We start from the raw sequence: 12,306 nt of genomic DNA on the forward strand, positions 1-12,306 counted from the left end.
CGGCACTTGTTCTTCCCTAACAACAGAGCTTTACGATCCGAAAACCTTCATCACTCACGCGGCGTTGCTCCGTCAGACTTTCGTCCATTGCGGAAGATTCCCTACTGCTGCCTCCCGTAGGAGTCTGGGCCGTGTCTCAGTCCCAGTGTGGCCGATCACCCTCTCAGGTCGGCTACGCATCGTTGCCTTGGTGAGCCGTTACCTCACCAACTAGCTAATGCGCCGCGGGTCCATCTGTAAGTGGTAGCAAGAAGCCATCTTTCAACATTTCCTCATGCGAGGAAATGAGTTATCCGGTATTAGCCCCGGTTTCCCGGAGTTATCCCAGTCTTACAGGCAGGTTACCCACGTGTTACTCACCCGTCCGCCGCTGATATCAAGGAGCAAGCTCCCATCAATCCGCTCGACTTGCATGTATTAGGCACGCCGCCAGCGTTCGTCCTGAGCCAGGATCAAACTCTCCGATAAAAGTTTGAATAGCTCTTTAAAAATAAATCTAGAATTAACGTTGACGTATTGTCTTGTTTTGTTCAGTTTTCAAGGTTCAATAGTACGTTGGGCTCTCTTGAGCACCTCTTTAATATAACATTTTTCGATATAAAGCGTCAAGCTTTTTTTGAAATTTGTTTCTCGCCTTGTTTTGGCGACAAGGAATATAATAGCATCTTCTACTATGTAGAGTCAATACTATTGTTAAACTTTTTGGATTTAATTTCAGTAGTATGTTCGTTTGAAACAAAAGAAAGGACCAGCCCCCATTAGTGAAGCTAGCCCTCTTCTGTTTCTCTATTTATTTCGCACCACTTTTAATTTTTTAATATATTCTGGCGTTGATCAGAACTTACTGTCGCGCATCCAGATTTACACGTTTTATTTAAAGCACATGTACCGCACTTTCCTTGGCGGCTTTTCTTAAAGAAGGAAACGACCATCCAAGTGGCATATCCAAAGATGAGAAGTCCTACAATTATACTGAAAATCATGATAGACCCTCCTATTAGAAAATGAACTGACCTATTCTATATACAATGAAAGCTACAATATAGGCGACTACAAAAGAATAGACGATTGATAACAGGGTCAATTTCATACTCCCGGTTTCTTTCTTCATGATGGCGACTGTTGCTAAACATGGTGTATACAACAAGATAAACACCAAAAACGTATAGGCAGCGAGCGGCGTGTAAAATTGAGGAAGTAAATTAGCCAATGTATCCCCTGCCGGAACGTGATAAAGAATATTCATAGTCGAAACCACGACTTCCTTAGCTAAGAAACCTGTGAATAATGCAGATACCGCTTGCCATGAAGCAAAGCCGAGAGGTGCAAAGACCGGCGCAAATACCCCACTGACGATGGCCATGAAGCTTTCGTCAATCGGCACACCCGCTCCGTTCGGTCCTAAATAGGAAAAGAGCCAGATAAATACCGTTCCCCCAAAGATGAATGTACCCGCTTTACGTACAAACCCTTTTCCCTTATCCCATGTACTTCTTAGTAACTGCAAAGGCTGCGGGACATTATATGGAGGAAGCTCCATGACGAAATATGATTTCTCGTTTTTCAAAAAGAAGGAAAAGACCTTGGCTACCAAAATGGCTACAACAATCCCCAGCACATAAAGGGATAATACGATAATGGCTTGATGCTCACTAAAGAATGCTGCAACAAATAGGGCGTACACAGACAGTCGTGCAGAACAAGACATAAATGGTGAAATAAGAATGGTGAGCAGTCTCTCTTTAGGTTGCTCGATCGTACGGGCTGCCATGATGGAAGGCACATTACATCCAAATCCAATAATCAATGGAATGAACGCTTTCCCATTTAGTCCTATGAATTCCATCAGCCTGTCCATCACCACCGCCACACGCGCCATATACCCAGAGTCCTCCAATAAAGAAATAAAGAAGAACAAGATAAAGATTTGTGGAACGAACACGAGCACACCACCGACACCGGCAATGATCCCCTCGAGGATAACAGCCTTGATGAATGGCAGAGCATTCACTTGATCCAATAGATATTGGGCACCGTTGGTCAACGGCCCTGCAAAAAAGGAATCAAGGGCATCTGAGATCGGTGTTCCAAGCCAACCGAATGTCAGTTGAAAGACGACAAGTAAGACAAGTAGAAAGAACGGGATACCAAATACCGGATGAGTTGCAATATGGTCGAGCCAGGCGGTCAGGGGAAGACTACCCTGCTTTTTATCTTCCTCTGTTACTTGACCTACGATTTTTTGAATAAATGACTTCCGTGTCATATAGAGTGCTTCCTCAAGAGATTGTCCAGTTTCTTTTAAAAGAAGTGATTCAGCCTGTTCTTTCACTGCCTGCATACCAGGATAGGAATCATTCAAACTCTGCTGTACAAGCTCATTCCCGATGAGATACTGAATTGCCACCCAGCGTTTCTTCCGGTCTCCTTCTTTTCCCATAAGTAAGAGAATCCTGGATATGGCTTCTTCCACCAGAGTTCCATAATCAAGGGTAAATAGAGAAGCCTGTTCAAGGGGTTGTTCCCGGAAGAGCTGAATGATTTCATCGCACCCCTTGCCTTTTCGGGCGATGGTAGAATAACTCTTCACTCCTAGAAGCTCTCCCAGAAGCTGCACATTCACCTTGATCCCCCGCTTTTCCGCGAGATCCATCATATTAAGGACAATCGCAGTCGGCAGATTCGTCTCCAGTAATTCGATCGTTAAATACAGACTCCGTTCCAGCTGATTGGCATTCACAATATTAAGTATTTGCCCCGCTTCTTCCTGCAGGAGTGCCATCGACGCCACTCGTTCATCATGAGAAAGGGGGTTAAGTGAATATACACCGGGTAAGTCAATTAACGATTGTACAGAATCCTTTATTCGACCAACCTTTTTCTCTACCGTCACTCCACTCCAGTTGCCGACATATTCATATGAACCGGTAATCTGATTAAACAAAGATGTTTTACCGGTGTTGGGATTTCCCAAAAGTGCCGTTTCCATTATATCCGTGCCCCTTTGATGCAATCTGTATCTTTTCTCCGGATTCCCACACGCTGACCTGAGCATTCCAACAGACACGGGCCCCCAAACAGACAATAACGGATGACCTTGACTTCACTGCCCTCACACACTCCCATATCCTTTAAACGACGCTTAACAAATGGGTGAAGCTCTGTTAAGTCAACTATTTGAAACGATTCATTCCTTTGGATCTGACTTAGGTTCATGGTGTATCACCTCATATATTTAAATCGATACTGATATTCATTATCATTTATTATTCAATTTTAATAGAATTCAGCCAATTCGTAAAGGTAAGAATGAATCTCTTTCCTGATTAAAGGGGATCGAAGGTGGCTTATAGAAGTATGATAGAGAATGTTGACTCGAGAGGAGAATGAGATATGGAAGAAGTTGCTCGTGCAATACAGGATGATTACCCCGATGATTTTGCTTGGTGTTACGGATGTGGCAGACTGAATGAAGAGGGACATCATTTCCGCACAGGAGTTGATGGGGATCGAACCGTCACCCTCTATACACCAAAGCCTGCACATACTGCTTTACCGGGTTTTGTGTATGGTGGATTGATTGCGTCTTTAATCGATTGTCATGGCACCGGTTCCGCGGCCATCGCTCTTCACCAAAAAAATGGCGGAGAGGTCGGGGACGGTCAGGAACCCCCTCGCTTCGTGACGGCTTCCTTGCAAGTTGATTTCATGAAGCCGACTCCACACAATGTTCCACTAAAAGCGGTTGGAATGGTTCATGAAATTCATCCAAAGAAATTCAAAGTGGAAACGGAAGTGTTCGCAGAGGGGAATCTATGCGCACGAGGAGAAGTAGTGGCGGTTGTCATGCCCAAAACGTTCATAAGTGAATAGTATAAAAGAAAAAAGGCAGTCAAGACTCAGGGTGCTTACCTGACATCTCGACTGCCTTTTTGCATATCATTCTATAAAATCCACATTTGAATCACCGTAAGTCCCACTACGCCGGGAATACCTAATATCCCTGAAATAGATGAGGTGGCGACATTAATCGGGACGTGAATTCCGTACTGACTGCCAAAGGCGTTCAGGAAGAATAAAAATAGTGCTCCGATCATGACCTTCATGGCGACTTGTCCAACAAACCGCAGCGGCTTGATTGGAGTCCCGGTCGCTAACAGCAGGACAATCAGGCCGCTGATCACCGCAATGACGATAACTGGGCTCATACCCTTCTCTCCTCTCAACAAGAACAAATTTAGTCTCTTATTGAAAGGATATGATGGTTGTCTACCTTTTTATGACGATCTTTCTATGTTTCGCTTCTCTAAAGAGAAAAAAATATTTGGCTTCTGCAATTTTGGAATGGCAGTGGATGTTCAGATTGTAATCCACACTCATCTCATCGATGGAACGCTGCTGATTCCAATGATCCTTCGTTTCGTCTAAAACGTGAAGCAAGGATTGGTCATACTCTTTTTTCAGCTTTCCTTTTTTTCGGAAAAACATAGGTATCCTCTCCTTCGTTAAACGTCTCTTCTTCCTTCAAGGGCTTTTGATAACGTTACTTCGTCTGCGTATTCGAGGTCACCGCCGACAGGAAGTCCGTGGGCGATCCTTGTGATCCGGATACCGGATGGTTTGACGAGTCGGGAAATGTACATGGCAGTCGCTTCCCCTTCGATGTTGGGGTTGGTTGCCAGGATGACTTCCTGAACTTCATCGCTTTGAAGGCGCTTGATGAGGTCCGGGACATTAATGTCTTCTGGCCCGATCCCATCCATCGGTGAGATAGCTCCATGAAGCACATGATATTGTCCGTTGTATTCTTTCATCTTCTCCATCGCAATGACATCCTTGGGATCCTGCACGACACAGATGATGCTGCGGTCACGTCTTTGATCCTCACAGATATAGCAGGGATCTTGATCCGTTATATGTCCGCAGACGGAGCAGTAACTCAAGTTACGTTTTGCATTGACCAATGCTTTCGCAAAGTCCAATACGGTATCCTCTTTCATACTGAGAACAAAAAAAGCCAGGCGGGCCGCAGTTTTCGGCCCGATTCCCGGCAGTTTCATAAAGCTGTCGATCAGCTTTGATATAGGCTCAGGATAATGCATATTTTTGCCTCCTAGAACATTCCCGGTAGGTTCATTCCTTTAGTGAACTGACCCATGGTTGAGTTCGTTAGTTCGTCCGCTTTCTTCAGTGCATCGTTAGTCGCTGCAAGAACTAAGTCTTGTAACATTTCGACATCATCCGGATCAACCGCTTCTTCGTTGATTTTCACATCAATGACTTGTTTGTGACCGGACACGATGACTGTTACCATACCGCCGCCTGCTGTACCTTCGATTTGCTTTTCACCCAATTCTTCCTGGGCTTCCGCCATCTTCTTTTGCATTTTTTGCATTTGCTTCATCATGTTTTGCATATTTCCATTTCCACGCATCATCATCATTACCTCCAGTTTATTATTGAAAATATTAATCGTTGAGTTCTATTAAATCCATACCGACCAGCTTTTCAGCTTCCGTTAAGAGTGAATCTTCTTCTTGATCCCCGCCCGATGAATCTCCATCCTCTGTTTTCGAATTTCGGATGAAGTCTTCCCTTATGGACATCCACTGATCTTCAGGAATTCCAATAGCCGCATAGCTATTTCCCGTTAACTCTTCCAAAATGGAAGCAATCGCCGAAGTAAAAGCTTGATTTTCCATCGCCATCTGACAATGGATATCATATTTGAATTTTAACACAAATGAGCCATTTGTTGCTGCTACAGGTTCAGCATCATTTAATAATGCCGACTGCGAACGCATCTGACGCTGATTTAAGGTTTCCACCATATCTCCCCAGCGGCTCTTGATAAGATTCAGGTCTTCTTTCGTCGCCGTTCGAAGCACTTCTTGAATCTTACCGGTAGGGGCACGGAACCCTTTCTTTGCCCTGATCGGCTTTTTCGCAGTCTGTGCAGCAGGCTCCGCTTGAACCTTGACTCCATTTGCCTTCAGCTGTTCGACTTCTTTTTCAAGAAGATTGATCTTTTTCATCAAATCATTTACTTCCGGTGAAGAAACCGTTACCGGCGCTTCCATCTGACAAAGCTTGACGATGGAAACCTCCAGATAAATCCGGGCATGGTTCGTAAACTTCATTTCCTGACCGGCCTGATTCAGGACGTCAATATATTGATAGATCTGTCCAGGCTGAGTACGCTCTGCCAATTCTTTGAAATCATCGTCGAGCATCACTCGTTCCAGTGATTCCTCAAGATTCGGGGCTGTTTGGTATAACAGCATGTCCCTGAAATAAAGGATGAAGTCTTCTGCGAACCTCGCAGGGTCCTTCCCTTGAAACAATAGCTCTTCCAGGGCCCCTAAACCAGTTGTTACATCCCGTTCTAAGATAGCTTTGGCCAGGGTATTCAAGTAACCTTGGGAAACGGCTCCCGTTACCGTCAGGGCATCGTCGACTGTGACCCGGTCCTGACTGAAGGAGATCGCCTGATCAAGCAGGCTGAGGGCATCACGCATCCCACCCTCGGCAGCCCTTGCAATGATCGTCAAGGCATTTTCTTCAAAATTGACACCTGATTCTGACGCAATATGACTCATTCTTCCCACAATATCCATGGCCGTGATCCGTTTGAAGTCAAATCGCTGACAGCGCGAAATGATTGTCAGGGGAATCTTATGGGGCTCGGTCGTCGCCAGGATGAAGATGACATGTTTCGGAGGCTCCTCCAGTGTTTTCAGGAGCGCATTGAAAGCTCCAATCGACAGCATATGAACCTCATCGATGATGTAGACTTTATACTCGACGACGTTTGGAGAATATTTGACTTTATCCCGGATGTCCCGGATCTCCTCCACCCCGTTATTGGAGGCGGCATCGATTTCAATGACATCAGGGATCGAACCGTCCGTGATCCCTATACATGCATCGCACTCATTGCAAGGTTCCGCTACAGGGGAACGTTCACAGTTAACGGCTTTTGCCAGGATCTTCGCTGCACTCGTCTTCCCTGTCCCTCTTGGTCCCGAGAATAAATAGGCATGGGAAATCTTCTGATGAAGGAGGGCATTTTGCAACGTTTTCGTTACATGCTGCTGTCCAACTACATCAATAAATGACTGAGGACGCCACACACGATATAAAGCTTGATATGCCAAAATACTCCCCCCTCTTTTTATGTACTATAGTGTCTCTATTATAACGTAATGTAAATCCCTTTTACAAAGAAAACCGGAGATCATTTTAAACCTTTGCACAAACAAAAAACTCATCCGGAAATGGATGAGTTGTTGTATATAAGTTAAACTGCCGTGCACCTTTCGTCGACAAGCATCCATAGGCGTTACTCAAGCAGTTAGCTCGGCCCAGGCAACCCTGCGGCACATGGGAGCTTCCACTTAATGCTGCTTCCTTCCGGACCTGACATGGTTCATGGATTCCCATTGCGCAGGACCCAGGCGTCAACACCACTTACTTGAGGCAGGCCCTACAGAGTGCGAGCCTCGGAAAGGAATTCGGTCTCGCTAGAGCGGATTGCGAGTACAGGGCACCGCTACCTCCCCACCTAGCACGGCAAAATTGATACCATATTTAGTTGCGTCATTAGTGCGACGCAAAATTAAGTATACTAGGATTTACGGTAAAAAGCAATGATGGAATGCTGTAAGTTATTTACAGACTATCCATCCCCATCTTCTTCTCCATCTTCTTACGCTCCCTTAACCCTTTAAAAAACTGGGAAAGGATTCCACCGCACTCTTCCGCGAGCACTCCAGGTAATACTTCACACTGATGATTGAATCGGTCATCCTCGAGTAGATTCATCAATGTCCCGGCACATCCTGCTTTCGGATCCTTTGCCCCATAGACGACTTTCTCGATTCTCGAAAGGATGATGGCGCCGCTGCACATGGGACAAGGCTCAAGCGTGACATAAAGTTCCGCTCCTTCAAGACGCCAGGTGCCAAGCTTTTCACAAGCCTCTTGGATCGCCAGTGTTTCAGCATGGGTGATGGCATTTTGGCTTGTTTCCCTTAAATTATGAGCCCGGGCGATGATTTCATCATTCATGACAATCACAGCGCCAATCGGAACTTCCTGGATCGCAGCTGCTTTCTCTGCTTCTATCAGTGCTTCTTTCATAAATTGTTCTTCTCTCATACCCATTATGTACTCCTGTAAATTTATTTCTCAATCCTTTATAAAATATCCCGATTCACACCAAACTATAGTGGAAAGGGGCTTTCACATGATACCTAACGATACTGCTCTCCTGGTCATCGATATTATGAATCCATTTGACTTTAAACACGGGGAGACCCTGGCACAGCACACCGCCGGAATTGTCGATCCCATTAACTCCCTGCGTCGCTATTGTATGAAACATAAGCTTCCTACCATCTATATTAACGACCATTATGAGCTTTGGAAAGCAGATTACAAAGAGATCTACAAAAAGTGTCATAACAAAATGAGCGATAGCATCATGACTCCTCTCCAACCGATGGAAGACGATTACTTTCTTATCAAGCCGAAGCACTCTGCCTTTTACGGTACGGCGTTAAACACTCTTCTACACCACTTATCCGTCAAGAACCTGATCATTACGGGGATCGCCGGCAATATATGTGTACTCTTTACAGCCAACGATGCCTATATGAGAGAGTTTAACCTGATGGTCCCTTGTGATGCCATCGCTTCTGTCAGTGAAGAAGATAATCACTACGCCTTGACGATGATGAAAAATGTACTAAAAGCAAAAATTGATCCTACCGGCGAGATTTTATAAAATTTCCACCTGAAAACATATTCAAACCTCCCTTTTCATACGCTGATTATAGTGAATGTATTAGAGGAGGGTCTGTTTATGCAAATACATGTTGTCCAGGCGAACCAATCTTTATTTGGTATTGCTCAAGCGTATGGATCAACAGTTAACGATATAGTGGAGACAAATAAATTGCCGAACCCCAATAACTTAGTGATCGGCCAATCACTGGTCATCCCGATTATAGGAAGCTTTTATTTTGTTCAACCAGGGGATAGTCTTTGGGGCATCAGTCAAAAAACCGGCGTCCCTTATCAGGAACTGGCACGGGTGAATGGGATCTCTCCCAATCAGCCTCTACAGGTGGGGTTTCGTTTATACATTCCACAGAAACCAAAGGTGAAAGCGGAGTTTAATGGTTATGTTGAACCATACGGAAAGGAAGTGGCCCCAAACCTTGAACAAAGCGCCAAGGAAGCGGCCCCCTACCTCACGTATCTCGCTCCATTCAGTTTTCAGGCGAAGCGGGATGGCACTTTGAAGGAACCTCCACTCGGAAACCTCATTCAAACGGGGAAAGACAATAATAATGTCATGATGATGGCCATCACCAACCAAGAGGAAGGGACATTCAGTGATGAACTCGGCAGAATTTTATTAACCGATCAGAACATCCAGAATAAGTTCCTGGATAACGTAGTCCAAACCGCTAAGAAATATGGATTCAGGGATATTCATTTTGACTTTGAGTACTTGCGTCCACAGGACAAAGAAGCGTACAACCAATTTCTACGAAAGGCCAAACAGCGTTTCAACCAAGAAGGTTGGCTGCTTTCAACCGCCCTGGCTCCAAAGACCAGCGCGGATCAAAAAGGGAAATGGTATGAAGCCCATGATTACAAAGCCCATGGTGAAATTGTCGACTTCGTGGTCATCATGACGTACGAATGGGGTTACAGTGGTGGTCCCGCTATGGCGGTGTCCCCTATCGGACCGGTTCGGGATGTTCTTGAATATGCCGTTTCCGAAATGCCTCCATCCAAGATCCTCATGGGGCAGAATCTATATGGTTATGACTGGACACTCCCCTTCGTACAGGGAAGCACAGCTAAAGCCATCAGTCCTCAACAGGCAATCCAGATAGCTGCTGATAACAATGTCAAAATCGATTATGATCAAAAAGCGCAGGCGCCCTTCTTCAAGTACCGTGATGCAGCCACCGGAAAAGATCATGAAGTTTGGTTTGAAGATGCAAGGAGCATCCAGGCCAAATTCGACCTCATGAAAGAATTGAAATTGAGGGGAATGAGCTATTGGAAGCTCGGTCTCTCTTTCCCTCAAAACTGGCTGTTAATTTCCGACAATTTTAACGTTGTAAAAAGATGATTAATAGAAGCTGATGGATAGGTAAATCTATAAACACCTCTCCATCAGCTTTTTATGTGCGTCTCCATAAAATCCCCTTACAGGGAGCCGATATAATGAAGGTGATGTGTTTTCTTTATCACAGGAAATATCCTGAACAAACCATCCATATATTGTGTTACAATAATTCCTGTCGTAATTTTTTACACTATATACGAGAAAAGATTGCCGTAATATGAGGAGGACAATTAATGGGGCGCATTCCTTTCATTACCGTTGAAGGCCCGATTGGAATAGGAAAAACCTCTCTTGCAAAAGCGATTTCCGATCATTTTCAATTTCACCTGCTTAAAGAAATCGTAGATGAGAACCCATTCTTAGATAAATTTTATGATGATATTGAAGAGTGGAGCTTTCAAACAGAGATGTTTTTCTTATGCAATCGATATAAACAATTAGAAGATATCGAGAAACACTACTTATCTCAGAACAAATCTGTCGTTGCAGATTATCATATTCTTAAAAACATCATCTTCGCAAAACGCACATTGAAGGATGAACAACAATTCAAGAAATACCTCAACATCTATGACATCCTGACTTCAGATATGCCGAGACCCAATGTGGTCATTTACTTGAACGCAAGCCTGGATACGCTCCTGAAGCGCATCGAAAAAAGAGGACGTGATTTCGAAAAGAAAATCAGCCCTCTTTACCTGAAGCAGCTATCACTTGATTATGAAGAATATATGAATACATTCGAAGAAACACACCCGGATATCCCTGTTCTTCGCTACAATGGCGACCACGTAGATTTCGTTCAAAACAAAGAGGATCTGGATCATATTCTTACTCAATTAGAAACTACACTGAAAAAAGGAGTTCACTATCATGAATCTTCGCACTAAATACGGGATCCCGAACAATGCCGTGATCACCATTGCCGGAACGGTCGGTGTCGGGAAATCCACCATGACAAACGGATTGGCCAATGCACTCGGCTTCCGGACGTCATTTGAAAAAGTGGATACGAATCCATATCTCGATAAATTTTATCAGGACTTTAAAAGCTGGAGCTTCCACCTTCAAGTCTACTTCCTGGCAGAACGGTTTAAAGAACAGAAGAAAATCTTTGAATACGGCGGCGGCTTTATCCAAGATCGCTCCATCTACGAAGATACAGGCATATTCGCCCGCATGCATTATGAAAAAGGGAATATGAGTGAAATCGACTATGAAACCTATACAAGCCTATTTGATGCCATGGTCATGACACCTTATTTTCCACACCCTGATCTGTTGATATATCTTGAAGGATCCATTGATAATATCGTTGATCGCATCCGTGAACGCGGCCGCCCGATGGAACAGCAAACACCTGTTGCCTACTGGGAAGAAATGCACGAGCGCTACGAAAACTGGATCAATTCCTTTAACGCATGTCCCGTCCTCCGACTCGACATCAGCGAATACGACCTCGTCAACGACCAAAACTCCATCGAACCAATCGTCGAAAGAATTGGTTATTTCATTGAACAGACGAGAATGTTGAAGAGTTAAATATATTAAAAAGACTACTCTGCGACAAGGTGGCTAACCCCAAAAGTTAGAGTTTTGTTATGCAGCTGATTGGATGGACTGAGTTCGGTATTCGACTGGACTTAGTCCATCCAATTTTTCTTTTGAACGTTCATGATTGTACCAGTGGATATATTCTTCAATCCGGCTTCTCAAATCCTCAAAGGTAACTAATTTTTCTCCGTAATACATTTCCTGCTTCAAAACACCAAAAAAGTTTTCCATTACAGCGTTGTCTGCGCATGTAGCTTTCCGTGACATGCTTTGGAATACATTATTCTTCTTTAAGGTCTTCACCCATTGGTTGTGCTGGTAATGCCAGCCTTGATCAGAATGGATGGTGGTTCGATAGATTGCGTGATTTCTTATTATTTCTATCGTTTCATGTAAAGGTTCCGTGACTAGATCTAACGTGGGACGTTTCCTGATTCCATACGCGATGATTTCTCCGTTATAGAGGTCAAGAATGGGATTTAAATATAACTTCTCTTCGTTTAGACATTTAAATTCTGTAACGTCAGTTACTAATTTTTGTAGAGGGACATGCGTGTTAAACCGGCGTGATAATCGGTTCTTCGCTACCTTTCCAACGTTCC

The 12,306-nt window shown here is 44.3% G+C and carries 15 protein-coding genes, 1 rRNA gene and 1 other RNA gene; 5 read left to right on the forward strand and 12 right to left on the reverse strand.

What is annotated here, in order from left to right; translation table 11 throughout:
• The 4 genes from AM506_RS21100 to AM506_RS21115 all read right to left on the reverse strand — a co-directional run.
• Nucleotides 1–468, reverse strand: a 16S ribosomal RNA gene (locus tag AM506_RS21100); the annotation flags it as partial.
• Nucleotides 469–806: 338 nt separating this feature from the next.
• Nucleotides 807–983 (reverse strand): FeoB-associated Cys-rich membrane protein, encoded by a 177-nt coding sequence (locus AM506_RS21105; RefSeq protein ID WP_060675035.1) that lies wholly within the window; start codon nt 981–983, stop codon nt 807–809.
• Nucleotides 984–997: 14 nt separating this feature from the next.
• Nucleotides 998–2,989, reverse strand: coding sequence for a ferrous iron transport protein B (gene feoB, locus AM506_RS21110; RefSeq protein WP_060675037.1), 1,992 nt, complete (start codon nt 2,987–2,989; stop codon nt 998–1,000).
• Nucleotides 2,989–3,216 (reverse strand): FeoA family protein, encoded by a 228-nt coding sequence (locus AM506_RS21115; protein WP_060675039.1) that lies wholly within the window; start codon nt 3,214–3,216, stop codon nt 2,989–2,991. Before AM506_RS21115 ends, feoB begins: the two co-directional genes overlap by 1 nt.
• Nucleotides 3,217–3,393: 177 nt before the next feature.
• Between AM506_RS21115 and AM506_RS21120 the strand changes: the two genes are divergently transcribed.
• Nucleotides 3,394–3,873: a PaaI family thioesterase gene (locus tag AM506_RS21120; RefSeq protein ID WP_060675041.1), complete on the forward strand. Its 480-nt coding sequence runs from the start codon at nt 3,394–3,396 to the stop codon at nt 3,871–3,873.
• A gap of 71 nt (nt 3,874–3,944) precedes the next feature.
• Here AM506_RS21120 and AM506_RS21125 read toward each other — a convergent pair whose 3' ends face one another.
• The 7 genes from AM506_RS21125 to tadA form a co-directional block, all read right to left on the reverse strand.
• Nucleotides 3,945–4,208, reverse strand: coding sequence for a pro-sigmaK processing inhibitor BofA family protein (locus AM506_RS21125; protein WP_034766123.1), 264 nt, complete (start codon nt 4,206–4,208; stop codon nt 3,945–3,947).
• Between the two features lie 61 nt (nt 4,209–4,269).
• A complete protein-coding gene (locus AM506_RS21130) occupies nt 4,270–4,488 on the reverse strand; it encodes a YaaL family protein (RefSeq protein WP_044340677.1) in 219 nt (72 codons plus the stop codon).
• A gap of 17 nt (nt 4,489–4,505) precedes the next feature.
• Nucleotides 4,506–5,102 (reverse strand): recombination mediator RecR, encoded by a 597-nt coding sequence (gene recR, locus AM506_RS21135; protein ID WP_034766119.1) that lies wholly within the window; start codon nt 5,100–5,102, stop codon nt 4,506–4,508.
• Between the two features lie 11 nt (nt 5,103–5,113).
• A complete protein-coding gene (locus AM506_RS21140) occupies nt 5,114–5,440 on the reverse strand; it encodes a YbaB/EbfC family nucleoid-associated protein (RefSeq protein WP_375162873.1) in 327 nt (108 codons plus the stop codon).
• Nucleotides 5,441–5,468: 28 nt separating this feature from the next.
• Nucleotides 5,469–7,157, reverse strand: coding sequence for a DNA polymerase III subunit gamma/tau (dnaX, locus tag AM506_RS21145; RefSeq protein ID WP_060675043.1), 1,689 nt, complete (start codon nt 7,155–7,157; stop codon nt 5,469–5,471).
• Between the two features lie 151 nt (nt 7,158–7,308).
• Nucleotides 7,309–7,573: signal recognition particle sRNA large type (ffs, locus tag AM506_RS21150), an RNA gene on the reverse strand.
• Nucleotides 7,574–7,671: 98 nt separating this feature from the next.
• Nucleotides 7,672–8,160, reverse strand: coding sequence for a tRNA adenosine(34) deaminase TadA (tadA, locus tag AM506_RS21155; RefSeq protein ID WP_060675052.1), 489 nt, complete (start codon nt 8,158–8,160; stop codon nt 7,672–7,674).
• 88 nt (nt 8,161–8,248) lie between these two features.
• Between tadA and AM506_RS21160 the strand changes: the two genes are divergently transcribed.
• From AM506_RS21160 to AM506_RS21175, 4 genes are all read left to right on the forward strand, one after another.
• On the forward strand, nt 8,249–8,788 hold the full coding sequence (locus AM506_RS21160) for an isochorismatase family cysteine hydrolase (RefSeq protein ID WP_060675045.1): 540 nt from the start codon (nt 8,249–8,251) through the stop codon (nt 8,786–8,788).
• Nucleotides 8,789–8,866: 78 nt separating this feature from the next.
• The gene (locus tag AM506_RS21165) at nt 8,867–10,153 is read left to right on the forward strand and encodes a glycosyl hydrolase family 18 protein (RefSeq protein ID WP_060675047.1); all 1,287 of its coding nucleotides are present in this window, start codon (nt 8,867–8,869) and stop codon (nt 10,151–10,153) included.
• Between the two features lie 230 nt (nt 10,154–10,383).
• A complete protein-coding gene (locus tag AM506_RS21170; RefSeq protein ID WP_060675048.1) occupies nt 10,384–11,040 on the forward strand; it encodes a deoxynucleoside kinase in 657 nt (218 codons plus the stop codon).
• A complete protein-coding gene (locus AM506_RS21175) occupies nt 11,024–11,692 on the forward strand; it encodes a deoxynucleoside kinase (protein ID WP_060675050.1) in 669 nt (222 codons plus the stop codon). The genes AM506_RS21170 and AM506_RS21175 overlap by 17 nt, the downstream gene beginning before the upstream one ends.
• 57 nt (nt 11,693–11,749) lie before the next feature.
• Here AM506_RS21175 and AM506_RS21180 read toward each other — a convergent pair.
• Nucleotides 11,750–12,306: IS3 family transposase (locus tag AM506_RS21180; protein WP_152968582.1), on the reverse strand; the 557-nt coding region annotated here is incomplete at its 5' end.

The organism is Rossellomorea vietnamensis, from assembly GCF_001305855.1.
Lineage (GTDB): Bacteria > Bacillota > Bacilli > Bacillales > Bacillaceae_B > Rossellomorea > Rossellomorea vietnamensis_A.